Source organism: Streptomyces sp. NPDC050564 (assembly GCF_044457265.1).
Taxonomy (GTDB): Bacteria; Actinomycetota; Actinomycetes; order Streptomycetales; family Streptomycetaceae; genus Streptomyces.
The window spans coordinates 130,770-157,763 of record NZ_JBITGS010000019.1; the positions used below are offsets into that span (position 1 = coordinate 130,770).

Sequence of the window (26,994 nt, forward strand, 5' to 3'; positions counted from 1 at the left end):
ACCGAGCCTGCTCATGGTGCCTTCTGCAAGTGCCGTCAGGAAGGGGACAGCGGAATCATGGCCGACAACAACTCAGGTCGGGATACGACGAGTTGCGCGCCTGCGTCCCAGAGCGGGCCGGCCTCCTTCTCATCTCGGGCATAGCCTACAAATGGCACCTTGGCCTCGCGTGCCGCCTCCAGATCGGTCGGCATGTCCCCGATCATCAGGGCGTCGTACGCCTCGGCTTCAAGACTTCGCAGGGCCCGTTGCAGAGAGTCGGGGTCGGGTTTCAGCCGTCTGGGGTCGTCGGTACGGCCGTGGATGTGTCCCTCGAAGTACTCGTGGAGGTGGACTCTTCGCAGGTATACAGCCACTGCCTCGGGCGAGTTGTTCGTGGCCACGCCCATGCGGATCCCGGCCTTCGCCAGCCGGCAGACCAGCAGATCGGCGCCGGGGGTGGACGGTGCGATCGCCGCGGCGGCGGCCTCGCCCTCCGCCAGCCGTTCCTCCAGCTCCGCGACCAGGTCGCCGGCGGGGCGGGCTCGGTCCACGGCCCGCAGCACGACCTGTGGATCGACGGACGCGCGGGCCTCCGCCGTGAGCAGTTCTCCGGCGCCACGCAGGGCAACGATGCGGCGCAGTTCCCGGGCCAGAGGGGCCGACGCCTCGTCCGGGAAGAGCCGGCAGAGGGGGCCGTCGAAATCGAAGAGGACGCATCGGCCGGTCGTCACGTGCTGCGCGATCTCACGCAGGGCGCGCGGGTCGTTCAGCTGCCTTCGCTTGGTCTGATCGGCGCGGGTGGCGCGACCTGTGTGGCCCGCGCGACCGGTATGGCTGCCGCCACCGGCACGGCCCGCATGGCCGGCGTGAGGTCGTTGCTCAGCCCGATTGCCCTGAGCCGAGTCGGCCTCGTCGGCCCGCGTCACAACATCCCGTCGCTCCGGCCGTTCCAGTCCTTCAGGTCGCTCGCGTCGTTCAGGTCGTTCCATCGTCATCAGCCCAGGCGTGCCATCGAGCGAGCGAGCCGCGACGTTTCTGTCGTGCCAGCTGCGCAGCGCCTTCACCGCACGGTCCAGGTCCGGCACATCCATGAGCTGCAAAGGCTCCCGTGCCAGTCCCATCGCCACGCAGATCCTCCGGCCCGCCTCCCTGAAGTCCACCTCGTCCGGCTGCTCGGGAAGACCGAGTGCCGCGCGCATGACGTCGGGAAACACCGACTGCGCGTATTCGAAGGCCACGTACACGGGCAGATCGTCGTCGAGACCCTCGGTCAGCTCGTCGTATCCGGCACGCCGCATGGCCTTGGCCCACAGCTCCGTCATGTGGTCCCGCTCCTGCTTTCCGTACCCCATGCGCACCAGGTGCGTCGCGAGTTCGTGAAGAGGGTCGCCGTATATCGCCAGCTCCCAGTCGATGACGGCGAGTCGGCGGTTGCGCATGACCACGTTGGCCCGGTGCACATCGGTGTGGAGGAGGCGAAACGGGCGCGAGGTGAGTCCGGTGTGGTCCCGCTTGAAGGTCGCCATCGCGTCCTCGGGGATCAGGACATCGTCGAAGAGGGAGCCGAAACGGTCGCGGTTGGCCCGGTGCACCCGCTCCTCGGTGAAATCGACCAGCCAGTGCAGGAATCTCTGGCTGTCGCCGTCGTCCGGCCAGTCGGCGGGGCGAGGCGGCAGTTCGGCGACCGGAATCCCGGCGGTCCTGACGAAGAAGTCCGCGAACGCACCCATCAGGTCGTCGTCCACGTCCCCGTCGGGAATCTCTTCGCTGAGCGCCTTGCCCCTCCGATAGGCGTGCAGGGAACCGTCTCCGAAATCGGCCAGGCAGCGCGGTACCTCACGCAAATGGCGGGAGACGACCCGCAGCACCTCGGCCTCGCTCGGCCAGATGCGCGGCACCACCTCCACCCTGTCCTTCAGCGGCACCCTCAGCTTGGCCCGGGCGAACGGCACGGTGCCCAGTAGCAGGGCGAGTCCGATGCCGAGCGGCAGGATGTAGTTGATGTTGTGATGGCCCCCCAGCACTTCCCCGCTTCCGCGCACCCTTCTGGATTCCGCGAGTCGGCGGACGAGCGCCTGGTGCGCTCTGCGGGGCAGAGGGGACGGCATGGTCGCAGAATCTAGCGCCTTACACCCGGCCCACCACTCACCGGGTCGGGTATGTCAAGTCGGCTGCCACGCCTGCCCGGTGTTGGCCGCCTCCTGTTCCCGCACGTCCGAGCGGCGGTGCGTCCCCTGAACGGAGCAGACTCCCCATCTCCTGAACCGCACCTGCGACACAACCCGTTCGGAGTCGCATGGAGCCATATGCGCGCGAGTGTCCGCTTGTCGCTAGACCTTCAGGTAGTCGGGTTCCACGGATTCCCACAACGCGTCGAACCAGGTCTGAAAACCGTCGACGAACTGCTCGTCCCGAGGGCCGTACTCCTTGTTGAAGGCGAAGAGCGGAGAGCGCGCGCCCGACGCGTCCCTGAGCCACATCCGCTCCCCATCGATGTCCTCTTCCCGCTTCGTGACCGTGTAGTGCGCGAAGAGAACCTCGGTCGCGTTCAGCACATAGACCTTGTGGTAGGGCGTGTTGTCCACTACGCGGAAACTGAGCGAGGTGGGGATCCCGTACCGGTTCTTCAGCCGCCGAAAATGCTGGCTGAGCACCTCGGTCTGGGAGGCGTGCTGTGTCATCGAACGGTCGTGCACGACGGCATCGACCCTCTCGTCGTGCCCCCAGCCGGCGGCCGGCGCGGGGTAGAGCAGTCTCAGCTCCTTGCTCGGCAGCACGATGCGGGCCGTGACCGACTCGGGGCGCACGATCTCCTGCTCGATCAGACGCATGGGAGCGTCCATCGACAGCATCAGCGTCTCCGCGGTGAGACAGGCCGCGTCCAACCGCACATCCGGCACCGCGAACGCGGCCTCCAGGCGTGGCGCGAGCCCGACCAGGGTCGGCTGGGGCTCCGGCTCGGCACCGACGTCCGACGGCTTGGCCACGGTGGGGGAAGTACCCCGGGTGACATTGCTGAGCAGACCCTCCGCCTGGAGGACGTTGAGAGCCTGGCGCACGGCTCCCCGCTCCACCCCGAACTCCTTGGCCAGCGCAGCCTGGGTCGGCAACTTGGTACCCGGACTCAACTCGCCGCCGCGAATGCGCTTCCGCAGGTCGTCGGCGATCTCCTCGTGCGAGTGCTTTCTGCTGCCATTCACCGCAACGTTCTCCTGGGTCTCAACCTCGCGCCAAGTCAGGACAACTCTACGTTGGTTGGCAACCAACTCGCCCTACTTCGAGAGCAGGTTCCAGACGGAGTCGAACCAGGACTGCATGCTCGCCACGAAGGCGCTTCCTTCGGAGTCCGGGTCGCCGTCGCTGATGTGGAACGTGAGGGGCGCCCCAAGTCCCAGGACGTCGATCGCCTCGATCTCGTTGCCGTCGTCGAGACAGACCTGCCGCTGTACCACCTCGTATGGGGCGAAGAGTGCTTCGGTGCCACTGAGCAGGTAGAGCTTGAAGACGGGTGTCAGGAGTGTGTGGCGTACCTCCAGGCTCACGAACGGGACCAGGGCCTCTGCGCGAAGGTCCCGCAGGGCATGCCGCAAAGACGCCAGATGTCGGCCCTTGATCTCCCGTAGGCGCCATTGGAGGCGTGGGTCGTCAGGATCGTCCCTGGCTCGCGGATACGGGAGGCTCACTTCCTCGGACGGCAGCAGTACGCGCAGGGCGATCCGCTCCGGCGCCATCAGCCCGCCCCGGATCCGTTCCGCCTGAAGGCGCAGATGCAGGTCGAGGGACTCGGCCGTGAACGTGAAGACGTCGAGAGTGACTTCGGGCTGCTCGAACGCCCGGCCGATGAACTCCCCCAGGCTCAGGGCGCGGCCTCGGGCCGTACAGCGCGAGCTCCCGGTCGATCGCGAGGCTCGGATCACACGCGATCCGCTGCCTTGCCGGGACTCGATCCAGCCATCGGAGCGCAGTTCTCTCAGTGCTCGCTGGACAGTGTCCCTCGAGACCTCGAATTCCTCGGCCAGTTCGCGCTGTGGCGGCAGCGTGGATCCCAGCGGATAGGTCCCCTCAGTGATGCGTGACCGAAACGCGTCCAGGACCCCCAGGAGCTCTCTCACGCACTCACCCCGCAGGGCGCAGCAGACGGAGCACCTGTTCCAGGGACGACACCGTGTACGCGGCCCCGGACGCCCGAAGCGACTGCTCCTTGCGGTCGTTGCGCGCGTACCCCAAGAAGGCCACGCCGGCTTCCTCGGCCGCCTCGAAGTCGGAAGGGGCGTCGCCGATCATCAGTGCCTGGGACGGATCGGCGCCCATCGCATTCAGCGCCCGGTTCAGGCAGTGGGGGTTCGGCTTCATGAGCGTCAGGTCCTGGGTGCGGCCGTAGATGTGCGGCGCGAAACACTCGGTGAGGCCACGGGTCCGCAGGTACCGGTCTGCCACCCGTGCGGAGTTGTTGGTGGTGATGGCCAACCGGGCGCCCACCGCGGCCCACGTCCTGATCAGCGGATCCGCGTAGGCGGTGGGCATCGCGGTGGCCACCGCCTTTAGTTCGTGCTGGGTGAGACGGCGCTCCAGCTCGAACACCAGGTCGCTGGCGGGACGTCTGCGATCGACCGCGCGGACGACGACGTGCGGGTCCGGATTCACCCGCTCGTCGGCCGTGAGCAACTCGCGCAGGCCCATGCCCTCGATCCACGCGACCAGCTCCTGGGCCACGTCCTCCGCCGAGTGCCCCGCGAACAGCCGGCAGATCGGCCCGTCGAAGTCGAAGAGCACGAACCGTGCGCTCTTGATCAGTTTCCGGAGGGATTCGGTCTGTTCCGCCACCGGATCAGTCTGCGTCGCCGTATCAGAAGTCACTAGGAGAGTGTCAGGTCCGTGGTGATGGTTTCCCAGAGGGCGTCGAACCACTTCTGGGATTCCTCCACAAAGGCGGCGTCCCGCTGGCCGGCTCGCTTCTCGAAGGAGAAGAGGAGCGATCTGGAGCCGAAGGTGTCGTACATCTCCAGGACTCCGCTGTCCACGGTCTCCTCGCGCCTGGTGATCATGTAGTACGCGATCAGCGCCTCCGACTCGTTGAGCACGTACAGCTTCACCGGTGGAGTGAAAGGCAGTGCGCGGAAGGTCACTCGGACGTCGATGCCATGGGAAGAGCGCAGGGCCTGGAGGTTGTGGCGCAGGACGTGGCCCTGGGCGTTGCGCTGGTCCAGCCAGCGCTTGTGGACCGGGTCGTCCTCTCCGTGTCCCTCCACCGGGACGGGGAACGCCAGGGTGATGTCCCGGGAGGGCAGCAGAATCCGCACGTCGATCGACTGGGGGTGGATCCTGCCCTCGTGGATCATGCGGACCGGTTCACCGAGGGCCAGCATCAGGGTCTCCGCGGTGAGGCCGACGGCGTCCACGCGGACGTGCGGTGCGGAGAAGGCCTCGGTGAGCCGCGGCGCCAGCCCCACCATCGTCGGCTGGGGTTCGTCCCGCGTCGGCGCCGGCTCCGCGACCCGCGGGGGGCTCCCCTTACTGACGTTACTGAGGAGGCCGTCTGCCTGGAGGGTACGCAGGGCTTGCCGCACGGTGCCGCGTTCAACGCCGAATTCCGCTGCCAACTCGGCCTGGGTGGGCAGGCGGTCTCCCGCCTTCAGGTCACCGCTGCGGATCCGGTCCCGCAGGGCGTCGGCGATCTCCTGCGGCGAGAGCCTTCTGTTGCCGTTCACTGCGACGTTCTCCTGGGTCACGACCAAACGCTACAACTTTGCTCCATCTGGCGGGAGTTGTTTGAAAGTTGTTTATAACATGGGACCAAGTGGGGACAACATAAGTGGAGTTGGTTACCAACTTGGCCAAGATGGCGGAAGTTTTGCCTCCCCTCGCCAATCCGTGGCACGTACCACCCGAGCAGGTCGCGAACAGCAGGAAGAAGCAGGAGGAACCACCATGCCCGTCATAGCCCTCCTCTCCGCCGTCTTCGTCGTCGGCTTCGAGCAGCTCGTCCAATGGCAGTACGGTCCTATAGGCATCGTCGGACTGCTGCTGCTCAGCATCGGGATCAAGGCCAAGAGTCCTGCCTGCAGCTCCATCGGGGCGGTCATGCTCGCCCTGATGGTCGCCGGACCCGCCCTGTGAGCTGGGCAGCCTCCCGCCCGAGACGCCTCTGTACAGCCCAGGAGGCCATCAGTTCGTGAACAGCAACTCCGAGCTGATGGTCTCCCACAGCGCGTTGAACCACAGGTGGGACTGCTCCACGAACGTCGTGTCCCGCAGCCCGGCGCCCTGGGTGAAGGGGAAGAGCATGGACTGCGTGCCCTGGACGTCGTACATCTCCAGGTACACATCGTCGATCTCCTGCTCGCGCTTGGCGAGGGTGTAGTACGCGAAGAGAGCCTCGGCGCCGTTGAGCAGATACAGCTTCACGGGTGGCGTGAAGGGAAGCGCGCGGAAGGTGACGTTCACGTCGATGCCGTGCGTGGAGCGCAGAGTCAGCAGGTTGTGGCGCAGCACCTGGGCCTGGGCGTTGCGGTTGGCCAGCCAGTTGCGCTGGAGGCGGCCGTCCTCGGCAGAGTCGACGGGGGCCGGGAAGGCAAGGTCGATGTCACTGCTCGGCAGCAGCAGGCGAACGTCCACCCTGGCCGGTTTTATACGCCCCGCGTGAATCTGACGGAGGGGCTCACCGATGGCAAGTGTCAGCGAGATGGACGTCAGACACAGCGCGTCTATCTCCACATGAGGGGCCGCGAAGGCGGCCGCTATCCGCGCGCCGAGCGCCACCGTGGTGGGCTGCGGCGGGGCTTCGGGGCCGGTCAGAGACCTTTCCGGGGTGTCGGCGACGGTCGCGGGGCTCCCCTTGGACACGTTGACGAGCAGATGCTCCGACTGCAGGATGCGCAGCGCCTGGCGCACGGCGCCGCGCTCGACGCCGAACTCGTCCGCCAGCTTGGCCTGCGTGGGCATGCGCTGGCCCGCCCGCAGCTGACCGGACCTGATCCGACTGCGCAGCTCGTCGGCCACCTCGCGGTGTGACCTCTGTGGCCGTGGTGACCTGTTCCGCCCATTGACGGCGGCGTGTTCCGGGTCCACGACCAAACACTACAACTTCCCGCCATCTTTGGGCAGTTACCTGATAGGTGGTTATGAGTCGACCCAACGCGGAGATAAGTAACAGTGAGTTGGTCACCAACTTGCGCAACATGGTCAAACTTCCCGAGGGTTGGTCGCCAGAGTCGCACCTGTCAGCCAGGTGGACCGGTGGACGGTCCTCAGCGGGGGTCCGCCTCCCCGTCCCGAAGGAGGGACCGTCATGCCGCTCATCGCCCTCGCCGTCGCCGCCCTCGCCATCGGATTCGAACAGCTCATCCAGTGGAAGTACGGGCCGATGGGCATCATCGCGTTCGTCGCGCTGTCCATCGGCCTCAAGGCCAAGAACTCCGTGATCAGCGGCATCGGAGCGGTGATCCTCGTGATGCTGCTCGCCCAGTCCGGCTGACCGGGCGCCATCGTCCGGCAGTCCGGCTGGCCGGGCTCCCTTCCGGAGGGGAGCCGGGAGCTCGGTCAGTCCGCACCACCGCACAGCACAGCCACAACTGAACGCACAGCCACAACTGAATGCGCAGCCACAACTGAATAGCTCGCTACGGATAACGGACCAGGAGTCATCACCCGCACGGAAGGAGTACCGCCGGCCCAGATCAGAAACTGTCCGGGCACCACGGTCGCCCGGACGTGCGGAGCAGGGCGTCGGCAACGGAGGCGGCGCCCTCTCGTTCTTCCCGCACCCGCCCCAGCGCCGCGAGCCGCACCGCCGACTCGTCGCCCAGCCACAACGCCGCCAAGTCGCCCACGTCCAGAGTGAGTTCGGCGCCCTTTGCGTGGTCGTCGCGCAGTCCGCTCCGGCGGGCCCCGCGTCCAGCCGATAGCGCCCGGCGGACAGCCCGTCCTGGTCGGTGACCTCCAGCACCAGGGTCCCGGTCCCTGCGTACGTACGCGCCTCCAGAGCCCGTACGACATCCAGGATCCGCACCCACAGCCAGTCCGCCTGCGTGGTGATGTGGGCGGCGCGCGGGTCCGGCAGGAAGTGCGGCAGCAGGTCGTCCGGGGCCCGCCGGCCGGTCTTGACCCGGGTGATCCAGTCGATCGAGCAGAGGTACTGCCACAGGGCGCGTTCGGCCTCCGGCGTCACCGCGATCAGCCAGTTCACCTCCGCCGTGTTCAGGGGCTGTTTGGCGTCGCCCCAGTTGTCGTCCGACTCGTACGAGACCAGGCCCTCGACCTCGCCGGCCGCCGAGCGGTACACGGCGTAGAACGGCTCCGTCCACGGCGCGCGGTCCAGGCGCAGCACGCCGGTGTTGATCTGCCACCAGCGGTCGGTGCGGCTGACGGCGCCGGGCCGGCTGCGCCTGAACCGGTCGTGCAGTTCGGGGCCGATCTTGCGGACGTCCTCCGCGTCCACGAGGTCTGCTCGACCGCCGCCGGGCGGGCCCGACCAGCGGGGGTCCAGGCCCGCGCGCGGCACGTCGATGGTCCACTCGGTGGTGCTGGTGGCGGGACCGAAGCCGTACCGCCCGTAGATCGGGTACTCCGCGGCGATCAGTGTCGCCACCACGGCGCCCCGCTGCTTCGCCGCCGTGAGGTCGGTCGCCATCATGCGGTGAGGAGGCCGCGGCGGCGGTGGGTGGCGGTGACGGTGACGTTCGAGATGGCGTCGGCGGGGACGAGGGTGCCACCCACCGTGGTGAGGTCTTGGGGGAACGATCGGAAGGTCGCGACGATGGGGGTCCCCCCGCTCGAGCGAAGCCGAGAGTGGGGGAGGGTGCCGTCGAAGGCGCCGAGCGTGCGCTCGGGCACGATGTACGAGCGCCGGTCCGCGAGCTCTCGCTCCGACACTTCCGGCGACCGCAGGAAGCCCGCGTTCAGCGCGCGGATCCAGTCCCGGGTTTCGGGCTCCGTGATCGGGCGTACGTCGATGGTGTCGCGGGCGGTCATGACGCCGCGCCAGGTGGACGACGGTGGGGGTGTCGTGGGGTTTTCGCTCCCCTTCAGGGGCGCGGGAAACTGCGCAATCTTTCAGAGGGGTCCCGGGGCGCAGCCCCCAGGGACGGGACGGGCAGGGGCGGAGGGGGTGAAAGACCCTGCACGCCGCCCCCGCCTCTCCCTGCGCTCAGAACGCCGCCCGGACCTCCCCCACCTCTCGCCCTCCACCCAGCAGCGGCGACCGCCCGATCCGCGACACCACCGGGCCGTCCACGCCCAGCAGGCCCAACCCCCGCGCGAGGACAGGGCCCAGCGCCCGGCCTCCGCCGTCGTCGATCTTGAAGGCGAGGGCGCGCCCGTCCGGGAGGGCGATCGCCTGGACGGCCTCCGCGCCCATCTTGGACAGGGCACCGGGGATCTCGCGCATCAGCCAGGTGTCGGGGCGACGGGTGCCGGCGACGTACTCGGGGTGGGTGCGCATGGCGTCGGCGACGCGGCGTTCGGCGGAGCCGGGGGCGGCGAGGACGAAGGAGCGGAAGGCGCGGGCGAGGCCGGTGAGGGTGATGGCCATGAGGGGCGCCCCGCAGCCGTCGGTGCCGACCGCGGCGACGGACTCCCCGGCTGCCTCCTCGACCACGGAGTGGATCAGCTGCTGGAGGGGGTGTTCGGGGTCGAGGTACGAATCCGTCGGCCAGCCCCGCAGCGCGCACACCGCGAGCATCGCCGCGTGCTTGCCCGAGCAGTTCATGGTGACCCGGTCGCGGACGGAGCCCGCGGCGAGATACGTCTCGGCCTCGGCCGGGTCCAGCGGCAGATCCGGCGGGCACTGCAACTGCCCGGCCGACAACCCGTGCTCATCCAGCATCTTGTGGACGAGATCGCGGTGGAATGTCTCCCCGGAGTGGCTCGCGGCGGCGAGGGCGAGACGCTCTCCGGCCAGGTCGAGGCCCGCGCGCAGCACACCTGCCGCCTGCATGGGCTTGTTCGACGAGCGCGGGAAGACCGGCGCCGTCACCTCACCGAGCGCCAGCTCGACCGACCCGTCCGCGGCCAGCAGCACCAGGCTGCCGCGATGGCGTCCCTCGACGAAGCCGGAACGTACGACCTCGGCGAGGACAGGCGATATGGCGGGCACGGACATCAGGGGTGGCCTTCCGGGGTGGGAGACCCACCCCGGAAGGGGCCCGGGATCGCCGGCGCCGCTTCGTCACATGAGCAGGTCGTCTACTTGCGCTTCGCCTTCACGGTACCTGCGGGCGATCTCGGCGCTGCAATCGTCGGCCGTGCGCTGCAGCTGCTGGCGCCGCCGGGAGACCTGCCGCTCGTACCGGACGAGCCGGCCCATCCCGGCGCCCAACTCCTCGTCCGTGCGGGCTTCCAGGTCGGACAGCTCCACCTCCGCGAGCATGTCCGCGGCCAGCGCCCGGTACTCCTCGCCATGCGGTGTGCCCACTGTCACATGGCGGGCCGACTGGCGGTGCCTGGCAGGCGCGTCCGTCAGGATCTCCGAGAGCCGTTCCACGACCGACGGCTGTCCGGGGCCGACGACCGACAGCTGCCCCGATGCAGGGAACGGCGCCCGTCGCTCGCCGCGACGCGCCAGCTCCGCCCGCAGGATGTCGATACGTCCCTGCAGCAGCCGCCGCACATAGCTGAGGTCGGCCTCGTCGCGCTGGGCGTCCCGGCGCAGTGTCCGCAGCTCGGGCAGCCGGAGCACCGCGAGATCGTGCGGGGGCGGGTCGGCCGACAGCGGGCTGTCGGTGCGCTGCGTCGGCGGCCGGGCCGTCATCCCGCCCGTCCGATCCGCCCGTGGACTCGTACGGGTCAATGACACGGTTCCGGGCGGCTGCCCGCTACTCGGTGTGCTCATGTGCCTCTACCGTCCCCTCGACCGGCGCGGTCCACCCCACGGTTGCACCGCAACACACCGCATCGTGCCACCCCAAGTGGCCGCTATGTGACCGAGTGCCCCCGATCAGCCCCAGATGGGGGGTTAGTGACCCCGGAAATCACGCGAAGGGCCCGCACGGCGCCCCGTCGGCGCCGCACGGCATGATGGTCCGCATGCGTGCGGTGGTGCAGAGAGTGGACGGCGCGAGCGTCGTCGTGGACGGCGAGACGGTCGGCGAGATCAGCGGTGAGGGGTTGTGCGTGCTGGTCGGGGTCACGCACGAGGACACCAAGGAGAAGGCGGGCCAACTCGCCCGCAAACTCTGGTCCCTTCGCATGCTCGCGGACGAGAAGTCCTGCTCCGACATCGACGCGCCGCTGCTCGTGATCAGCCAGTTCACCCTGTACGGCGACGCCCGTAAGGGGCGTCGCCCCACCTGGAACGCCGCAGCCCCGGGCGATGTGGCCGAGCCTCTCGTCGACGAGGTCGTCGCCCGACTGCGCGCGCTGGGTGCGACGGTGGCGACAGGGCGCTTCGGGGCGCAGATGCGGGTGTCCCTGACGAACGACGGGCCCTTCACGGTGCTGCTGGAGATGTGAGCCAGGACGGCCGCAGCCGGGACGGCCGGCTACGGCTCGACCACGACCTCCTGTGCCGCCGCCGTCGTGTCGGCCACCAGCGCCGCATCGACCGGCACGTTTCGCTTCACCAGTGCCAGGGCGATCGGGCCCAGCTCGTGGTGGCGTACGGAGGTGGTGATGAAGCCGATCTTCCGGCCGTCGGGGCCTTCGTCCGCGAGGCGGAGTTCGGTGCCGTGCGGCGGCAGATGGACCTCGCTGCCGTCGAGGTGGAGGAAGACGAGGCGGCGCGGGGGCTTACCCAGGTTCTGGACGCGAGCGACGGTCTCCTGGCCGCGGTAGCAGCCCTTCTGGAGGTGCACCGCGCTGCCGATCCAGCCCAGCTCGTGCGGGATGGTGCGGTGGTCGGTCTCGAAGCCGAGGCGCGGGCGGTGGTGCTCGACGCGCAGGGCCTCGTAGGCCAGCAGTCCGGCCGCGGGGCCGTTCTTCCGCGCGTACGACTCCAGGTCCGTACGCGGGAGGAAGAGGTCACGCCCGTACGGTGTCTCGCGTACGACGACGCCCTCCGGCACCTCGGCGATGGAACCGGCCGGGAGGTGCACGATCGCGAAGTCGGCCGTCCGGTCGGCGACTTCGACCCGGTAGAAGAACTTCATCGACTCCAGGTAGGCGATCAGCGGCTCCTGGGTGCCGGGTTCCACGTGCATCCACACGGTCTCGCCGTCGTCCACGAGATACAGCGCGTGCTCGATGTGGCCGTGCGCGGAGAGGATCAGTGCCTCGGTGGCGCGGCCGGCCGGGAGGTCCGAGACGTGCTGGGTGAGCAGCAGATGCAGCCAGCTGAGCCGGTCCTCACCGGTGACGGTGACGACACCGCGGTGGGAGAGGTCCACGAAGCCGGTGCCGTCGGCGAGGGCACGCTGCTCACGGAACAGATCGCCGTAGTGGGCGGCGACGGCTTCGTCCACGCCCTCGGCGGGAACGGCGCCGGGCAGGGACAGCAGGGGGCTCTTCATATCCACACAGCCTACGACCCAGTAGCTGCCGAATTTATTTCCCGCCAAGCCCGGCCTCCTGGCCCGACACCCCATCTCGGCCGCGCCGCCCCTGCTTCGCGGCCGCGCGGCCCTTACTTCTTGGCCGTGCAGTCCTTGCAGCGGCCGAAGATCGCGAAGTGCTTCATGTCCGTCTCGAAGCCGAAGGTCTCACGGAGCTTCGCCGTGAACTCGGCGGCTACCGAGACATCGGCCTCGATGACGTTCGTGCAGTCGCGGCACACCAGGTGGATGTGGTGGTGCCGGTCGGCCAGGTGGTACGTCGGCGCGCCGTGCCCCAGGTGGGCGTGCGAGACCAGGCCGAGCTCCTCCAGGAGCTCCAGGGTCCGGTAGACCGTGGAAATGTTGACCCCCGACGCCGTCTTCCTCACCTCGATGAGGATGTCGTCGGGGGTCGCGTGTTCCAGGGTGTCCACGGCTTCGAGGACAAGCTGACGCTGCGGCGTCAGCCGGTAGCCGCGCTGCCTCAGGTCGCTCTTCCAGTCGGTGCTCACCACACCTGGAAGTCTAGGACCATTCCGGGTGTTGCCGACCTGATGAACTGCTCGAAGCCCTGGAAGACCTACTTGAAGAACGCGATGCCGTCGTCCGGCATGTCGTCGGGGAGGGCCTTGGCCCAGCGCTCGACGTCCTCCGGGGTGACGACCTTCTTCAGTTGCGCGGACATGTAGGGGCGCAGCTCGACCTCGGGGGTCTGCTTCTCGCCCACCCACATGAGGTCGCTGTTCACATACCCGTACAGCCGCTGGCCGCCGCTGTACGGACCCGAGGCCGCGGTGCGCGCGACCGTGTCCGTGGCCAGGTCGATCTGCGGCTTCTTGTCGGCCAGCGTGCCATACCAGACCTCGACGACACCGTCGTCGCGGGTCATGACGACCTCCACCTTGCGGTTGTCGTCGATGCGCCAGAAGCCGGACTCGGTCTCCAGCGGCCTGACCTTGTTCCCGTCCGCGTCCAGCACCCAGGTGTGCGAGTGGTACTCCAGGAAGTCCCGCCCGTCGTGGGTGAAGGTGACTTCCTGCCCGAAGTTGCACTTCTCGGAGCCGGGGAAGTCGTGGACGCCCGCCCCTGCCCAGTTGCCGAGCAGGAAGGCGAGGGGAACCAGGTCCTTGTGGAGGTCGGACGGGATCTCGATCATGAGCTCGGAAATTCCTTGATGGGGGTCAGCGCTGGCCCTGGTACAGCTTCTTCACGGTCAGCCCGGCGAAGGCGAGCACGCCTACGCAGACCAGGACCAGCAGGGTTTCGAAGAAGATCTCCACGGGTGCTCCTCGGATGAGCGGGGGTTGCGGTGTACACAAGAGCCGGACCCCACTCTAGTCGGGTGGGGCCCGGCCCTCTCTTTCAGGTGCACCCTGGCGGGCTCAGCCGAGCAGCTCGCTCTGCAGGATCACCGTCTGCTGGAACGGGACCGCCTGCGCGGTGCCCTTCCGTGACTGGACGATCACGGCGATGGTGTCCCCCGCCGAGAGGTACGACTGCCGGACCTGTTCGGCGCCGTACGGCTTGCTCTCCACGTACGCGAAACGCGTGATGTCGTCCACCGCGGCGCGTTCGGGGAACCTCTCGTCCCGCTCGGTCAGCGCCGCGCCGCGCACCGCGTACTGCGGGGAGTCGTAGTTCGCCAGGTCGCTGCTGACCAGATCGTCCGCGACGGCCGCGGTGTCGAACTGCAGCAGGTAGATCCGCGTGTGCGTACCGTCCTCGGTGGTCCAGCCGCGTGCGGCGATGTGCCGCAGACCGGAGTCGGTCAGCAACTGCCCGACAGTCTCCCGGTCGGCCTTCTCGGCGTACTCCGCCAGGAAGGTCTTGCTCGCCAGCCAGCCGTCCTCGCCGCGCAGCGCCGCGTCGGCCTTCGCCCCCCTGGGGGCGGGGAGGACCAGCTTGCGCAGGTCGGCGTAGTGGGCGCCGGCCTTGTTCGACTCGGCCATCGGTCCCGGGCTGCCCGAGGGCAGCGGTGGCTTGGTGATCGTCGGGTAGTCCCAGCGCCCGTCCGACTCCGTCGCCAGACCCGGTACGTCGGTGCGTTCCATCCGCGTGATGCCGTACGCGGCCGACGTGCCGACCGCGCCGAAGACCACCACGGCAGCCGTCCAGCGCAGCACGGCACGCAGGACGCGACGGTCCTTCTTGACGCGCGGAGTCGGCTCGGCGACCAGGACGGGCGGGGCCGCCGCGGGCATCGGTGGCACCGGAGGCAGGACGGCCTGCGGCTCCATCGGTGTCGTCTGCTCGGTCATACCGCCTCCCCCGGCTCGACGATGCGGTCGAGCTGCTCGCGCAGGAGCGCCGCGACCCCCTTGGTGTTCAATGGCTTGGCCGCCTCCGCGGTGACGCTGACCAGCACGTTCCCCTCGTAGGCGGAGCAGATCATCATGTCGAGCTTCTCCTCCTTGTCCTTGGGCGGAAGGAAGCACTTGGCGTTCTTGTGGCCCTCGATCTTCGGCCCGCTGCGGAAGATCGAGAGAGCGTCGAAGAACTCGTTCTGGAAGGTCGACATGTTCCGGACCGCCGTCTTGTCCTCCATCTGCATGAGCTCGACGCTCACGGTGAAGGCCCTCTCGGCGTAGAGCGTGGAGTCGCTCGCGTTCGACGTGCTCAGGTAACTGCGCATCACCATGCCCTTGGTGTGCTGCTTGTCGATCTCCTTCTCCAGCCGCCGCCTCTGGGAGCGGGGCAGATCGCTGATCGACTCCTTGCGCAGGGCGGCGGCCTCGCCCCCGCTGAGCGCGGCGTCGGAGCCGAACTCGGCGATGTCCGGGCCCCTGCTCCAGCCGTCGGCCTCGTACGGCACGAGCATGGCGGCGAGCTCCGAGGCCGCCTTCGCCTTCTTGGCGTCCTCCTTCGCGGCCTTGGGGAGCTTCCAGACGGGCGCGCCCGCGTCCCGGTCGGCGTCCTGGACGGTCACGACGGTGTAGCCGGCGCCACCGATGACGGCACCGACGAGCAGGACGGAACCGGCGATGGCGGCGATACGGCCGCGCCGAACGGGCTTCTTCGGAGCGGCTTCGGACACGGGCTCCTGAACGGAATCCACGGGAGCCAAGGGCTCCACAGCCTGCGCGGCCTGCACGGGCTCCACGGGCTCCACAGCCTGCGCGGCCTGCACGGGCTCCACGGGCTCCACAGCCTGCGTGGCCTCCACGGGCTCCACGGGCTCGACCGGCTGTACAGGCTCAACGGCCTGCGCGGGCTCCGTCGGCCTCACGGGCTCCACCGGCTCCGGTGTTGTCGATTGCTCGGTGGTCACAGCCGCTCCATCTGCCGCTTGGCCAGGTCCATGATCTTCGCCTTGGAGATCGGCTTGGTGTCGTTCACCCAGATCTCCACGGCGATGTCACCGCGCCGGGCCTGCGCCTCGGCCTCGTACATCGGCAGATAGCCGGCCTTCGTGCGGGGCTTGGTGTGGACGTACGCCATGCCGTCACCCGTGCCGGGGATGTCCCAGCTGCGGGTGCCGTCCTCGTCGACCGCCCAGTAGTGGCCGTCGTCGGCCGCTTCGACCGCGCCGAGGTTTTCCTCCTGGCGGTACTGGACGAGCCGGATCTCGACGCTGTACGTGTTCCCGACGCGCCATCCGGTGACGGCCGTGCGACGGAATTCGTCGCCGACCAGATCCCTGAAGGCACCGGCCGGTTTCGTGAACGACTCCGCGTACTCGCCGATGTCCATCCAGCCGTCGTCGCTCAGCCAGTCGGCCTCCCGCGTCCCCTTCGGCCGCTTGATCAGCAGCTTGCGCAGGTCGCCATCGGTCTTCACCCGGTGGTCCTGTGCGGCCGACAGAGGCTCGGGGCCCGCGCCCTTGGCCTGCGCGACCACCGGCTGCGACAGCGACGGCAGCTTGGTGGGCTCACGGTCGGCCTGCACCAGATAACCGGCGCAGGTACCGGCGACGAGCCCGAGCACGGCGGCCGTGGCGATCAGCAGCGTCGTACGGCCACGTCGACGTACGCGCACTTCCGGCACTTCCGGCGCTTCAGGCACTTTCGGCTCTTCAGATACTTCAGGCGCTTCCGACCCTTCGGGCACTTCCAGTACTCGAGGTACTTCAGGTACCTCGGGTCTTTCAGGCCTTTCAGATGCTTCAGGTGTTTCCGAGACTTCCAAGACGTCCCCCCACGGAACGTGAAGCGCGGATTCCGTATCCGCGCGCACAGGAGACCCATGACCACCGCATGGAGTTGCACGAGAGTTCATTACGATTCGGACTACCATTCGGGCATGGCGAAGAAGCTCGTGATCAAGGTGACGGCTGGGGCCGATGCTCCGGAGCGCTGCTCACAGGCGTTCACCGTCGCGGCGGTGGCCGTGGCCAGTGGCGTCGACGTCTCCCTGTGGCTGACCGGCGAGTCCTCGTGGTTCGCGCTGCCGGGCCGGGCCGCCGAGTTCGAGCTTCCGCACGCGGCGCCGCTGCCCGACCTGATCGACTCGATCCTGGCGGCCGGCCGCATCACCCTGTGCACGCAGTGCGCGGCCCGGCGCGAGATCACGGAGAAGGACGTCCTGAAGGGCGTACGCATCGCGGGCGCACAGGTTTTCGTGCAGGAGGCGATGGGGGACGAGACGCAGGCGCTCGTCTACTGACCCGCCGACCGCTCGTCTACCGACCCGCCGACCGCTCGTCCAGGGAGTTGCTCTGACGTGCGTGACGCCTCAGGCGCTTCGGAGGTTTCTCGTGCGTGTGCACCCACAGGCAGAACGGGTGCCCCGCCGGGTCGAGGAAGACCCGTACATGCTCCTGGGGCTGGAACTCGGCGAGCCTGGCCCCCTCGGAGAGGGCACGCGCGGTCTCGGCCGCCAGATCGTCGACCTCGATGTCGAGGTGCAGCATCATCCGCTGCTCGCCCGGTCCCGCGGGCCACACGGGCGGCGTGTACAGCCGCTCGGTCTCGAAGGCGAGCGCGGTGCCGCCGTACGACGGGCCGATGAGCACCCAGTCCGGCTCCTCCGCGCGCACCACGTATCCGAGCAACCGCATGTAGAAGTCGGCCAGCACATGTGCGTCGGGCGCGTCGAACACCACGGTGGACAATCTCGTACGCGACATATGCGCCTTTCTCCCACAGCTCCCGTGCCGTCTGCCGACCCGCCGCCGGCTACTGCCGCCGCTTCTTGCCGTCCAGCTCGTCCCACCACTCGTCGGACTTGGGGTCACCGGACGGGTCGTCCCACCACCGGTCCTCCGGCCCGCGCCGATTGGCCACCATCGCGGCCACCGGCGGAATCACCATGGCCACCACACACATCCCCACGGCCACCGGGATCGACCAGAGCCGCACCACTGCCCAGGCCAGGACGAAGAGCCCGATGCACGTCCCCATCATGGCGAAGTACACGTGACGCCGTCGTGCGTACATACACCCAGCGTAGGCCCGCGAAAGCCCTCGGCGCACGGGCGGAGAGCCTCCGGGCAAGCCGAAGGGCCGCACCCCGATCCGGTAAGCGTCCAACCCCCGGGGGTGCGGCCCTTCAGCCGTTCAGGTGACTGCCGTCAGCGACGGCGGTCCGCCTCTCAGACGGCGATCGCGACCTCGGCGAGGCCGCCCGTCTGGGCGACGACCGTGCGGTCGGCGGTGCCGCCGGGCACCAGGGCCCGCACGGTCCACGTGCCCTCGGCCGCGTAGAAGCGGAACTGTCCGGTGGCCGAGGTCGGGACCTCGGCGGTGAACTCGCCGGTCGAGTCCAGGAGGCGGACGTAACCCGTGACCGGCTCGCCGTCGCGGGTCACCTGGCCCTGGATCGTGGTCTCACCGGGCTTGATCGTCGAGGCGTCGGGGCCGCCGGCCTTCGCTCCACACATATGTCGATTCCGTCCTTCAGTACGTCAGGCCTTGAGGGTTACTTGTTGGCGCCGAGCTCGATCGGGACGCCGACCAGGGAGCCGTACTCGGTCCAGGAGCCGTCGTAGTTCTTGACGTTCTCCACACCGAGCAGCTCGTGCAGCACGAACCAGGTGAGCGCGGAACGCTCACCGATGCGGCAGTACGCGATGGTGTCCTTGGCGAGGTCGACCTGCTCCTCGGCGTAGAGCTCCTTGAGCTCGTCGTCCGACTTGAAGGTGCCGTCGTCGTTGGCGTTCTTCGACCACGGGATGTTGCGCGCGGACGGGACGTGGCCCGGACGCTGCGACTGCTCCTGCGGCAGGTGGGCCGGGGCGAGCAGCTTGCCGCTGAACTCGTCGGGCGACCGCACGTCGACCAGGTTCTGCGAGCCGATCGCGGCGACGACGTCGTCGCGGAAGGCGCGGATCGCCGTGTTCTGGGCCTTGGCCTTGTACTCGGTGGCGGCGCGGTCGGGCAGCTGCGAGCCGTCGACCAGGTCGCGGGAGTCGAGCTCCCACTTCTTGCGGCCGCCGTCGAGGAGCTTCACGTTCTCGTGGCCGTAGAGCTTGAAGTACCAGTAGGCGTACGAGGCGAACCAGTTGTTGTTGCCGCCGTAGAGGACGACGAGAGTGTCGTTGCCGATGCCCTTCGACGAGAGGAGCTTCTCGAAGCCCTCCTGGTCGATGAAGTCACGGCGGACCGGGTCCTGGAGGTCCTTGGTCCAGTCGATCCGGATGGCGTTCTTGATGTGGTTCTTCTCGTACGCGGACGTGTCCTCGTCGACCTCGACGACGGCCACGTTCGGGTCGTCCAGGTGGTCCTGGACCCAGTCGGCGTCTACCAGGACGTCGCTGCGGCTCATGCTCGTTCTCCTCCGGGGCAGTTGCGGCGGGGCGGTGCGTTGAAGAGGGGTGCGCGGTCATGCCGGTGACGGCTGCCTGGCGCAGGGGTGGCCCCGGCAAGAGAGGTCCAGGGGCCCGGCTCGCGGAAGTACGAACGCTTCCGCTCAGAAGGTGCGACAGAGCATGGCGGCGACGCGGCACAGGTCTACTGCCCGCCGCTTCGTGAGATCCGCCTGTCGCTTCATGCGTCCGATCGTAGGGACGGACAGGCGGGCATGTCACCGGTGTGTCGTATATTGAGACGCGATCGCCCGTGATGTGAGATGCGATAAACGTCGAGGCCGCGCCCGCCCGGTTTCCGAGGCTCGTTTTCCGTCGTCACACCGATAGCGCATCTGCGGTACGGACGAGGCCGTCTCGCTCTTCGGACAATCGGTCCTCCACAGGCCCCCCCGGCCCGTGCCGGTGCCTACCCGACCAGCTTGACGTCCGAACCCTTCACCGAGATGTCGACGCCGCTCTTCGCCGCCTCGACCTTGTCGAGCTGGATGCCGCCGGGCAGTTCGTCGATCTTCTGCTGGAAGTCGGTGATCGCGCGGATCCGGCCCTCGGCGAGCTCGACACCCAGCTTGGGCAGGGAGTCGGCGTGCACCTTCACGGTGTCGCCCGAGACGCTGACGGAGCTGAGCACGGAGACCGGCTGGGGCAGCTTGGTGCCGAGGACGGTGGCCTCGATCGTGACCTTGATCTTGCCGTTGCCGCCGTCGGAGAGGCCGATCACCCGCGCACTGACACCCGAGGCGACCTGGGTGGGCTCGGCCTTGGCGGCCTTCAGCAGCTCGGCGTACGAGATGGACGCGGTGCCGGTGGCGCTGTCCGCGGTGGCGGAGCTGTAGTCGCCGTTGAAGACGACGCCGTGCATCTCGGCGCTGAGGTCGTCGATACGGATCGTGGAGGCGGCGGCCCCTGTGCCGCCCGTCGAGGCCTCGTAGTTCTTGATGCCGATCTTCACGTCGTCGAGCTCGCCGCCGGCGACCTGGGTGAGGAAGGGGAAGCCCTCGATGGACACGTCGGGGGTGCTGGCCAGCCCCTCGGTGCTCTTGATCCGGTCGGCCGCCTTGTCCTCCGCGAACCCGACCGCCACCCGGTCCGCGATCACGAACAGGCCGCCCAGGACGACGGCGACGATCAGGATGATTCGCAGTGCGCGCATGCTCGGTGTTTCCCCCACCTCGGCAGACCCGGTCTCAACGACCGAGTGGCCGTCAATTCGCGAGCCTAACCCCGAAGGGCCCCCGTGTCGGGGGCCCTTCGGGCTGCTTGTCGATCAGCTGTGACGAACCGCGCCGCTGGGCCCTGTCGTCAGAACTCCCGCCTTCCCCGCTCTCCGGGCGGACGACGCAAGTTCGACGACCGGGCCTAGCCGAGCGCGCGGCCCAGCAGGTAGACCGCCGGGGCCGCGGTGGCCAGCGGAAGGGCCACGCCCGCGGTGAAGTGGACGAAACGGGACGGGTAGTCGTAGCTCGCGACCCGGTGGCCGACCAGCGCGCAGACGCCCGCCCCGAGGCCGAGGAAGGCGCCCCGCGACCCGAAGTCCGTCATCCCGCCGACCGCGATGCCGGCGCCCGCGGCGGCCAGCAGCGCGACCACCACGGAGGCCGCCGTGGGCAGCGGCAGCGCACGGGCGAGGATCGCCACGGCGACGGCGGCCGCGCCCACCGTGACGGCGTCCGGCTCCGCGGCGAGGTGCCCGGCCGCGACGATCGCCAGCGCGGCCGAGGCGACGGTCGCCATCAGGCCGTACATCCGGGTGTCCGGGTCGGCGTGGCTGCGCAGTTGCAGGACGAGGGTGAGCAGGACCCATACGCCCAGGGTGCCGAGGATCGCGGCGGGCGCGTTCTCCCGGCCGGTCGCGAGCAGTGCCGCGTCCGCGGTCACCGCGCCGAGGAACGCCAGCGCGATGCCCTGCCGGGCGGGCCACATCCCGTTCAGCCGGAACCATCCCGCCGCCGTGACGGCCTGCAGCAGCACGAGGGGTACGACGAGTGCGTACTCCCCGACCGCCGCCGCACCGGACAGCAGCAGCCCCAGCCCCGCCGTGAGCGCGGCCGGCTGCATCCCGGGCTCGATGATCGGCGACCGTCCCTCGGCACGTGCACGCTGGGCGTCGGTGATGCGGGGGTTGCCGGTGATGGTGGGGGGGCCGTAGCCGGGGGCAGGCTCGGCAACGGGGACGGACGGCTCCTGGGGGCTGCTGCTCCCCGTCCGGGCTGTCGTCCCTCCCCCGGCGCCTGAAGGCCCCGGGGGGACCCCCGGGCCGGACGCGTGGGCAAAGCCACCGTCGCCGGGCGCCGGGTAACCGGGTCCGTAAGCAGGACCGGCAACCCCGGTCCACTGGGAAGCAGGCGCCTCCGGCGGCAGGGGCTGACCGACGGTGCCGTAAGGAGACGGCTCGGCATACCCCTGCGAAGGCAGATACGCCGTGTCCGCCGCGGAGACCGGCGCCTGCGCCTGCGTCTCCCAGGTCTGCCCCTCCCACTGCTGGGTGTACTGCTGCCACTCGGGCTGCTGCGGATGTTGCTGGGGCTGCTGGGGCTGCTGGGGCTGCTGATATGGGTCGTACCCCTCGTACGGCGGCTCGTACGGGGGCTCATACGGCTGGTTGCTCATCGTCTCGCTCACCCTCCTGCGAACGGCGGGAGCACCTCGACCGTGCCGCCCTCGGCCAGCCGTACCGTCTCATGCCCGCGGGTCCCCACGGGATCACCGTCGATGAGGAAGGAGCATCGCCGCAGGACGCTGACGAGTTCGCCGGGGTGTCGCTCGCGGGCCGCGTCGAGCGCTTCGGCGAGCGTGCTCGCGTCGTACGGCTCCTCGGCGACGCCTGCCGCGGCCTTGGCGGCGGCCCAGTAACGCACCGTGCCCTTTGCCATCTCGTTCCTCAATCAGTGGATACGTGACCCGGTGGATCGCGTACATCAGTGGATCCGGATCGCGTAGACCGGTGGATCCTGTGAACACCGTCAGGCTAGCCCGCGTGCGCGGCCGCCCAGTCCCCGATCCGGGCGAGCAGCTCGTCGTCGGCCGCGTTCTCGGCATGGCCCATGCCGTGCTCCAGCCACAGCTCGGCGTGGTCCCCGGAGGCCTCGGCCAGCATCCGCGGGTGGTCCACCGGGAAATAGCCGTCCTGGTCGCCGTGGACGATCAGCAGCGGGGTGGGCGCGATGAGGGGGACCGACTCGACGGGGGAGGCGGGCACCGGGTCCCACTCGCGGTGCTGGATCCGCGTCCGCAGCCCGTAGCGGCCCACGGTCCGTCCCACCGGCCGGGTTACCAGCCAGTGCACCCGCCGCATAGGGGCAGTGCCCCGGTAGTACCAACGGGCCGGTGCGCTCACCGAAACCACCGCGTCCGCCTGCGCTTCCGTGCGCCCCTCATGCTCCGAACCGGCCACTCGGTGCAGCGCCGCGTGCCGCAGCACCACCGAGCCGCCCATCGAGAACCCGACGGTGGCGACCCTCTGGTGCCCCAGCTCCCGCGCCCACGCCACCGCGGCCGCCAGGTCGTGCACCTCCCGGTCGCCGACCGTCGAGCGGCCGCCGGAGGCCCCGTGACCACGGAAGGAGAAGGTCACCACCGCCGCGTTCCGCCCGAGGACACCCGCCGCGCGGCGCACGTGCGGGCGCTCCAGGTCACCCGTGAAACCGTGCGCGACAACGATCGCGAGGTCGCCGGAAGGCCCCGTTCCAGGGTCGTACGCCGCATCGATCGTCACCCCGTCGACCGTGCGCAGAAACGTCCGCATCGGGGTGCGGGGCGCCGTCTCACGGTGTGGACTATTGGAAGATCGCGTCACATGACCTGCCGGGCCTGAGCTCATGTGGGCTATTCTGCTGGGAAGAGGACTCGGGCAACGTAGCCCCCGGGTCCTTTTGTGCTTTCGGAAGGGTTGTATACGAAGCGGGAAACCGCAGGTGTACGGGGCCTTGAATGCACAGCGGATCCCAGGGGCGCGGGAGCCGCATGTACAGAGCAGTGCCGCAAACGTCCTCGCAGGGACCGAGGAGGAACCAGACGTTATGGGCGAGCGAACCGTGCACGAACGTAGGACGACCCAGGCAGGTGGGGCGCGATGAGTTCTCTGCTGCTCCTGACCAATGCCCTTCAACCATCGACGGAGGTGCTTCCCGCCCTCGGCCTGCTCCTGCACAACGTGCGAGTGGCTCCGGCGGAAGGCCCCGCTCTCGTCGACACCCCGGGTGCCGACGTCATCCTGATCGACGGGCGCCGTGACCTCCCGCAGGTCCGCAGCCTGTGCCAGCTGCTGCGCTCCACGGGCCCCGGCTGTCCCCTCATCCTCGTCGTCACCGAAGGCGGCCTCGCCGCCGTCACGGCCGACTGGGGCATCGACGACGTACTCCTGGACACGGCCGGTCCTGCCGAGGTCGAGGCCCGCCTCCGGCTCGCCATGGGCCGCCAGCAGATCGTCAACGACGACTCCCCCATGGAGATCCGCAACGGCGATCTCTCCGTGGACGAGGCGACGTACAGCGCCAAGCTCAAGGGCCGGGTCCTCGACCTGACCTTCAAGGAGTTCGAGCTCCTGAAGTACCTCGCGCAGCACCCGGGCCGCGTGTTCACCCGCGCCCAGCTGCTCCAGGAGGTCTGGGGCTACGACTACTTCGGTGGCACGCGGACCGTCGATGTCCACGTACGACGACTGCGCGCGAAGCTCGGACCCGAGCACGAGTCGCTCATCGGAACCGTGCGGAACGTCGGTTATCGATTCGTTACTCCCGAGAAGGTGGACCGCGCCGCCGAAGGGGCGAGGGCCAAGGCCGCCCAGCCAAAGCCGGATGATGCGGACGAGACGGCGCACCTGGACGCGGTCGACGCGGTGGAGGCCGCACCGGAGGCAGAGGAAGCCGCCGTACGCCCTGCCCAGAGGTAGGTCCATCCGCGTAGACTCCGCGCGTGGCCAAGGTGACTAGGGATGATGTGGCGCGGCTGGCGGGTACTTCCACCGCCGTCGTCAGCTATGTCATCAACAACGGACCGAGGCCGGTTGCCCCGGCCACGCGCGAGCGCGTTCTCGCCGCGATCAAGGAGCTGGGGTACCGGCCCGACCGGGTCGCCCAGGCCATGGCGTCGCGGCGGACCGAGCTCATAGGCCTGATCATCCCGGATGCGCGCCAGCCGTTCTTCGGCGAGATGGCGCACGCGGTGGAACAGGCCGCCGCCGAGCGCGGGAAAATGGTGCTCGTCGGCAACACCGACTACATCGCCGAGCGCGAGGTCCATTATCTGCGGGCCTTCCTCGGCATGCGGGTCTCCGGGCTGATCCTGGTCAGCCACGCGTTGAACGACAACGCGGCCGCCGAGATCGACGCCTGGGACGCCCGCGTGGTGCTGCTGCACGAGCGGCCCGAGGCGATCGACGATGTCGCGGTCGTCACGGACGACCTCGGCGGCGCCCAGCTCGCCGTCCGCCACCTCCTGGAGCACGGCTACGAGTACGTCGCCTGTCTCGGCGGTACCGCGGAGACGCCCGCCGTCGGCGACCCGGTCTCCGACCACGTCGAGGGCTGGCGGCGCGCGATGCAGGAGGCCGGGATCTCCACGGAAGGGCGCCTCTTCGAGGCGCCGTACAACCGCTACGACGCGTATCAGGTCGCCCTGGGGCTGCTCGCCGGGCCGGATCGGCCGCCGGCCATCTTCTGCTCCACGGACGACCAGGCGATCGGTCTGCTGCGGGCCGCGCGCGAGCTGCGCATCGACGTGCCCGGGGAGCTGGCCGTCGCCGGCTTCGACGACGTCAAGGAAGCCGCGCTGACGGACCCGCCTTTGACAACGATTGCATCGGACCGGTCGGCCATGGCGCGCTCCGCGGTCGACCTCGTGCTCGACGACGGGTTGCGGGTCGCCGGGTCCCGGCGTGAACGGTTGAAGCTGTTTCCGTCCCGGCTGGTTGTGCGGCGATCCTGCGGTTGTGAGTAGCCGCGGGCCCGATGTGGTCGCCCGCGCCCACGCGGCGGAGCCGCATATGTCACAGCCCCGCGCCTCTGAAGAAACGCCCCGGCCCCCAGGGCCGGGGCGTTTCTTCGGATGCCCTAGAACAGCAGGTTGTACTGGTTGAAGCCGGTGCCCAGGCTCTTCCGTGAGCCGAAGAGGCTGCTGGACGCCTTGTTCGTGCCCGGGTAGAGCCAGAGCGTGCCGCCGGAGTCGCGGGTGATGACGTCGGCGATACCGTCGCCCGTCACGTCGCCGTTGGAGACGTACGAGGTGAAGTTCCAGCCCGTACGCGCCTGGATCCGTGCCGACCAGGGGGTGTGCTCCTGCTGGGTGCCCCGGTAGAGATACAGGACGCCGGAGCTGTTGCGGACCAGCAGGTCGGCGCGGCCGTCACCGGACAGGTCGCCGTGGCCGAAGATCTTGACGTTCTTCCAGGCCTTGTCGACGACCTTGACGCGGGCGTAGAACTGGCCGTTGCCCTTGCCCGGGTAGAGGTAGACCGAGCCGTCGGAGTCCACCGCGACGAGGTCGGGGCGGGCGTCACCGGTCATGTCGCCGGGAATGGCGTACGACTTGTAGCCGCCCCACACCGAGCTGATCTGCATCCACTCGAACTCACCGCTGGAGTGGTTCAGGTAGCTGCGGTACAGCTTGCCGTCACCCTTGTCGCGGACGATCAGGTCCTGGTAGAAGTCCCGGTCGAGGTCGGCCTGCAGACCCCAGCTGATGCCCTGCCAGCCGGTGCCCTGGAAGGCGCGCTGCGCGAGCGAGGTGCCCTTGCTGTCCTGCTCGAACAGGCCACCGGAGGGCGTACGGGCCAGGATGTCGGCCTTGCCGTCGAAGGACAGGTCGGTGTCGTCGATGCGCGGCTGGGCCGCCCAGGTGTACGAGGACACCTTGGTGAAGACCGGGTAGGCGCCCTTGGCCGTGCAGCCCGAGACGCCCCACGAGACGATGCCGACGACCTTGCCGCCGACGATCACCGGGCCGCCGGAGTCACCGTTGCATGGGCTCTTGGTGCCCTCGTCGGTGCCGGTGGCCGGGGTGCCCGCACAGAACATCGAGCCCTCGACGAAGTCGTCCTCGCCGAGGACCGTCTGCATCGCGGAGTTGCAGGTGGCGTCGGACTGCACCGGCAGGTCGACCTTGCGCAGCGTGGCCGACAGGTCGGCGCCCTCGGCACCGGAGGTCAGGCCCCAGCCGTAGACGGTGGCGGTCTTGCCGGCGGCGTAGGACGCGGAGTCGCCGGCGGCCACCAGGCGTGTCCACTGCTGCTCCAGCGGGCGGTCCAGGGTGAGGACCGCGATGTCGTTCTGGATGGTCGTGGAGTTGTAGCGCGGGTGGTTCCACTGGCGCCAGACGCCCGCGACGGTGCCGTTGGTGTCGTCGTACAGGTTGGCGGTGCCGGCCACGACGGCGCCGTTCTTCACCCAGTCCAGGCCCGCGACGCAGTGGGCCGCCGTCAGGACCTTGTTCGGGGCCACGAGGGTGCCGCCGCAGAAGTAGCCCGCGCCGCTGGTGTCGTCGTAGTAGGCGAGCTGGACCATCCACGGGGCGGAGGAGATCGCCGTCTCGCTGCCGCCGATGATGAAGGGCGTCTTCTTGGGGGTCGTCTCCGGGGTCGCCTGGTCCTTGGCGGCCTCGATGACCCGGTTGCGCAGTTCTTTGTCCGAGGCGGTGGGCGCGGGGTTCACCGACTGGGCGACGCCGGCGTCGGGCAGTGCGGACGGGTCGTCCGCCGCCGCCGCGGGCTGCGCCGCGAGGGCGCCGGCGCAGGTCAGCGCCAGCGCGAGGGCGGCCGCGGGCAACGCCGTGACAGGGCGTCTCAGGCGGCCGCGCAGGGCAGGTATCACT

30 protein-coding genes and 1 pseudogene are annotated in these 26,994 nt (G+C 69.2%); 6 read left to right on the forward strand and 25 right to left on the reverse strand.

Features of this window, described 5'->3' with window-relative positions; genetic code table 11:
• Positions 1 to 35 precede the first annotated feature (35 nt).
• From ACIBK0_RS28765 to ACIBK0_RS28785, 5 genes are all read right to left on the reverse strand, one after another.
• Positions 36 to 2,090 carry an HAD-IA family hydrolase gene (locus tag ACIBK0_RS28765; protein WP_399086092.1) on the reverse strand — a complete coding sequence of 685 codons (2,055 nt, stop codon included), beginning with the start codon at positions 2,088 to 2,090 and terminating at the stop codon, positions 36 to 38.
• Between the two features lie 222 nt (positions 2,091 to 2,312).
• Positions 2,313 to 3,182 (reverse strand): GntR family transcriptional regulator, encoded by an 870-nt coding sequence (locus ACIBK0_RS28770; RefSeq protein WP_399086095.1) that lies wholly within the window; start codon positions 3,180 to 3,182, stop codon positions 2,313 to 2,315.
• A gap of 72 nt (positions 3,183 to 3,254) precedes the next feature.
• Positions 3,255 to 4,094, reverse strand: coding sequence for a GntR family transcriptional regulator (locus ACIBK0_RS28775; RefSeq protein WP_399086099.1), 840 nt, complete (start codon positions 4,092 to 4,094; stop codon positions 3,255 to 3,257).
• 4 nt (positions 4,095 to 4,098) lie between these two features.
• Positions 4,099 to 4,890, reverse strand: coding sequence for an HAD family hydrolase (locus ACIBK0_RS28780; RefSeq protein ID WP_399086102.1), 792 nt, complete (start codon positions 4,888 to 4,890; stop codon positions 4,099 to 4,101).
• The gene (locus ACIBK0_RS28785; RefSeq protein ID WP_399086105.1) at positions 4,839 to 5,717 is read right to left on the reverse strand and encodes a GntR family transcriptional regulator; all 879 of its coding nucleotides are present in this window, start codon (positions 5,715 to 5,717) and stop codon (positions 4,839 to 4,841) included. Before ACIBK0_RS28785 ends, ACIBK0_RS28780 begins: the two co-directional genes overlap by 52 nt.
• A 193-nt stretch (positions 5,718 to 5,910) precedes the next feature.
• Here ACIBK0_RS28785 and ACIBK0_RS28790 point away from each other — a divergent pair, with 193 nt between their 5' ends.
• Positions 5,911 to 6,099 (forward strand): hypothetical protein, encoded by a 189-nt coding sequence (locus ACIBK0_RS28790; RefSeq protein ID WP_399086108.1) that lies wholly within the window; start codon positions 5,911 to 5,913, stop codon positions 6,097 to 6,099.
• 48 nt (positions 6,100 to 6,147) lie between these two features.
• On the opposite strand, the gene ACIBK0_RS28795 is transcribed toward ACIBK0_RS28790, so the two are convergent.
• Complete coding sequence (locus tag ACIBK0_RS28795; RefSeq protein ID WP_399086111.1) at positions 6,148 to 7,056, reverse strand: FadR/GntR family transcriptional regulator; 909 nt, start codon at positions 7,054 to 7,056, stop codon at positions 6,148 to 6,150.
• A gap of 214 nt (positions 7,057 to 7,270) precedes the next feature.
• Here ACIBK0_RS28795 and ACIBK0_RS28800 point away from each other — a divergent pair, with 214 nt between their 5' ends.
• Complete coding sequence (locus tag ACIBK0_RS28800) at positions 7,271 to 7,456, forward strand: hypothetical protein (protein WP_369247526.1); 186 nt, start codon at positions 7,271 to 7,273, stop codon at positions 7,454 to 7,456.
• 202 nt (positions 7,457 to 7,658) lie between these two features.
• On the opposite strand, the pseudogene ACIBK0_RS28805 reads toward ACIBK0_RS28800, so the two are convergent.
• The 3 genes and pseudogenes from ACIBK0_RS28805 to ACIBK0_RS28815 form a co-directional block, all read right to left on the reverse strand.
• Positions 7,659 to 8,952: pseudogene (locus ACIBK0_RS28805) on the reverse strand (GNAT family N-acetyltransferase).
• Positions 8,953 to 9,127: 175 nt separating this feature from the next.
• The gene (locus ACIBK0_RS28810) at positions 9,128 to 10,081 is read right to left on the reverse strand and encodes an asparaginase (protein ID WP_399086116.1); all 954 of its coding nucleotides are present in this window, start codon (positions 10,079 to 10,081) and stop codon (positions 9,128 to 9,130) included.
• A gap of 66 nt (positions 10,082 to 10,147) precedes the next feature.
• Positions 10,148 to 10,810 carry an AmfC protein gene (locus tag ACIBK0_RS28815; RefSeq protein ID WP_399086119.1) on the reverse strand — a complete coding sequence of 221 codons (663 nt, stop codon included), beginning with the start codon at positions 10,808 to 10,810 and terminating at the stop codon, positions 10,148 to 10,150.
• Between the two features lie 194 nt (positions 10,811 to 11,004).
• Here ACIBK0_RS28815 and dtd point away from each other — a divergent pair, with 194 nt between their 5' ends.
• Positions 11,005 to 11,430, forward strand: a complete 426-nt coding sequence (gene dtd / locus ACIBK0_RS28820) for a D-aminoacyl-tRNA deacylase (RefSeq protein ID WP_399086122.1) — start codon at positions 11,005 to 11,007, stop codon at positions 11,428 to 11,430.
• A gap of 29 nt (positions 11,431 to 11,459) precedes the next feature.
• On the opposite strand, the gene ACIBK0_RS28825 is transcribed toward dtd, so the two are convergent.
• From ACIBK0_RS28825 to ACIBK0_RS28850, 6 genes are all read right to left on the reverse strand, one after another.
• Entirely contained in the window at positions 11,460 to 12,425 is a 966-nt protein-coding gene (locus tag ACIBK0_RS28825; protein WP_399086125.1) for a YgfZ/GcvT domain-containing protein, read from the reverse strand.
• Positions 12,426 to 12,538: 113 nt separating this feature from the next.
• The gene (locus tag ACIBK0_RS28830; RefSeq protein WP_399086128.1) at positions 12,539 to 12,961 is read right to left on the reverse strand and encodes a Fur family transcriptional regulator; all 423 of its coding nucleotides are present in this window, start codon (positions 12,959 to 12,961) and stop codon (positions 12,539 to 12,541) included.
• A gap of 65 nt (positions 12,962 to 13,026) precedes the next feature.
• Positions 13,027 to 13,602 (reverse strand): FABP family protein, encoded by a 576-nt coding sequence (locus ACIBK0_RS28835; RefSeq protein WP_399086131.1) that lies wholly within the window; start codon positions 13,600 to 13,602, stop codon positions 13,027 to 13,029.
• Positions 13,603 to 13,828: 226 nt separating this feature from the next.
• Positions 13,829 to 14,704: a hypothetical protein gene (locus ACIBK0_RS28840; protein ID WP_399086134.1), complete on the reverse strand. Its 876-nt coding sequence runs from the start codon at positions 14,702 to 14,704 to the stop codon at positions 13,829 to 13,831.
• On the reverse strand, positions 14,701 to 15,714 hold the full coding sequence (locus tag ACIBK0_RS28845; RefSeq protein ID WP_399086137.1) for a hypothetical protein: 1,014 nt from the start codon (positions 15,712 to 15,714) through the stop codon (positions 14,701 to 14,703). Before ACIBK0_RS28845 ends, ACIBK0_RS28840 begins: the two co-directional genes overlap by 4 nt.
• Positions 15,711 to 16,448, reverse strand: a complete 738-nt coding sequence (locus ACIBK0_RS28850; RefSeq protein WP_399086140.1) for a hypothetical protein — start codon at positions 16,446 to 16,448, stop codon at positions 15,711 to 15,713. The genes ACIBK0_RS28845 and ACIBK0_RS28850 overlap by 4 nt, the downstream gene beginning before the upstream one ends.
• A gap of 237 nt (positions 16,449 to 16,685) precedes the next feature.
• On the opposite strand from ACIBK0_RS28850, the gene ACIBK0_RS28855 reads away from it, so the two are divergent.
• A complete protein-coding gene (locus ACIBK0_RS28855; RefSeq protein ID WP_399086143.1) occupies positions 16,686 to 17,048 on the forward strand; it encodes a DsrE family protein in 363 nt (120 codons plus the stop codon).
• A gap of 16 nt (positions 17,049 to 17,064) precedes the next feature.
• Here the strand turns inward: ACIBK0_RS28855 and ACIBK0_RS28860 are convergent, their stop codons facing one another.
• The 9 genes from ACIBK0_RS28860 to ACIBK0_RS28900 all read right to left on the reverse strand — a co-directional run bounded on the left by ACIBK0_RS28860 (position 17,065) and on the right by ACIBK0_RS28900 (position 23,008).
• Positions 17,065 to 17,511 carry a VOC family protein gene (locus tag ACIBK0_RS28860; RefSeq protein ID WP_399086146.1) on the reverse strand — a complete coding sequence of 149 codons (447 nt, stop codon included), beginning with the start codon at positions 17,509 to 17,511 and terminating at the stop codon, positions 17,065 to 17,067.
• Positions 17,512 to 17,560: 49 nt separating this feature from the next.
• Positions 17,561 to 17,821: a DUF3099 domain-containing protein gene (locus ACIBK0_RS28865; protein ID WP_399086149.1), complete on the reverse strand. Its 261-nt coding sequence runs from the start codon at positions 17,819 to 17,821 to the stop codon at positions 17,561 to 17,563.
• Between the two features lie 155 nt (positions 17,822 to 17,976).
• Complete coding sequence (locus tag ACIBK0_RS28870) at positions 17,977 to 18,264, reverse strand: DUF1416 domain-containing protein (protein WP_054232391.1); 288 nt, start codon at positions 18,262 to 18,264, stop codon at positions 17,977 to 17,979.
• A 38-nt stretch (positions 18,265 to 18,302) separates the two neighbouring features.
• Positions 18,303 to 19,148: a sulfurtransferase gene (locus ACIBK0_RS28875; RefSeq protein ID WP_399086152.1), complete on the reverse strand. Its 846-nt coding sequence runs from the start codon at positions 19,146 to 19,148 to the stop codon at positions 18,303 to 18,305.
• 144 nt (positions 19,149 to 19,292) lie between these two features.
• Positions 19,293 to 19,373, reverse strand: coding sequence for a putative leader peptide (locus tag ACIBK0_RS28880; protein ID WP_350310325.1), 81 nt, complete (start codon positions 19,371 to 19,373; stop codon positions 19,293 to 19,295).
• 224 nt (positions 19,374 to 19,597) lie between these two features.
• Complete coding sequence (locus ACIBK0_RS28885) at positions 19,598 to 20,341, reverse strand: DUF2993 domain-containing protein (protein ID WP_399086155.1); 744 nt, start codon at positions 20,339 to 20,341, stop codon at positions 19,598 to 19,600.
• A gap of 206 nt (positions 20,342 to 20,547) precedes the next feature.
• On the reverse strand, positions 20,548 to 21,798 hold the full coding sequence (locus ACIBK0_RS28890) for a hypothetical protein (protein WP_399086158.1): 1,251 nt from the start codon (positions 21,796 to 21,798) through the stop codon (positions 20,548 to 20,550).
• Positions 21,799 to 21,806: 8 nt separating this feature from the next.
• Positions 21,807 to 22,061 carry a MoaD/ThiS family protein gene (locus ACIBK0_RS28895; RefSeq protein WP_399086161.1) on the reverse strand — a complete coding sequence of 85 codons (255 nt, stop codon included), beginning with the start codon at positions 22,059 to 22,061 and terminating at the stop codon, positions 21,807 to 21,809.
• Positions 22,062 to 22,156: 95 nt separating this feature from the next.
• Entirely contained in the window at positions 22,157 to 23,008 is an 852-nt protein-coding gene (locus ACIBK0_RS28900; protein ID WP_399086164.1) for an alpha/beta hydrolase, read from the reverse strand.
• A gap of 252 nt (positions 23,009 to 23,260) precedes the next feature.
• Here ACIBK0_RS28900 and ACIBK0_RS28905 point away from each other — a divergent pair, with 252 nt between their 5' ends.
• Together ACIBK0_RS28905 and ACIBK0_RS28910 are read left to right on the forward strand one after the other, a co-directional pair.
• Positions 23,261 to 24,079: a response regulator transcription factor gene (locus ACIBK0_RS28905; RefSeq protein WP_399086167.1), complete on the forward strand. Its 819-nt coding sequence runs from the start codon at positions 23,261 to 23,263 to the stop codon at positions 24,077 to 24,079.
• 23 nt (positions 24,080 to 24,102) lie between these two features.
• Positions 24,103 to 25,125: a LacI family DNA-binding transcriptional regulator gene (locus ACIBK0_RS28910; RefSeq protein ID WP_399086170.1), complete on the forward strand. Its 1,023-nt coding sequence runs from the start codon at positions 24,103 to 24,105 to the stop codon at positions 25,123 to 25,125.
• Between the two features lie 113 nt (positions 25,126 to 25,238).
• Here ACIBK0_RS28910 and ACIBK0_RS28915 read toward each other — a convergent pair whose 3' ends face one another.
• Positions 25,239 to 26,993, reverse strand: coding sequence for a trypsin-like serine protease (locus ACIBK0_RS28915; RefSeq protein ID WP_399086173.1), 1,755 nt, complete (start codon positions 26,991 to 26,993; stop codon positions 25,239 to 25,241).
• Position 26,994: the final 1 nt, after the last annotated feature.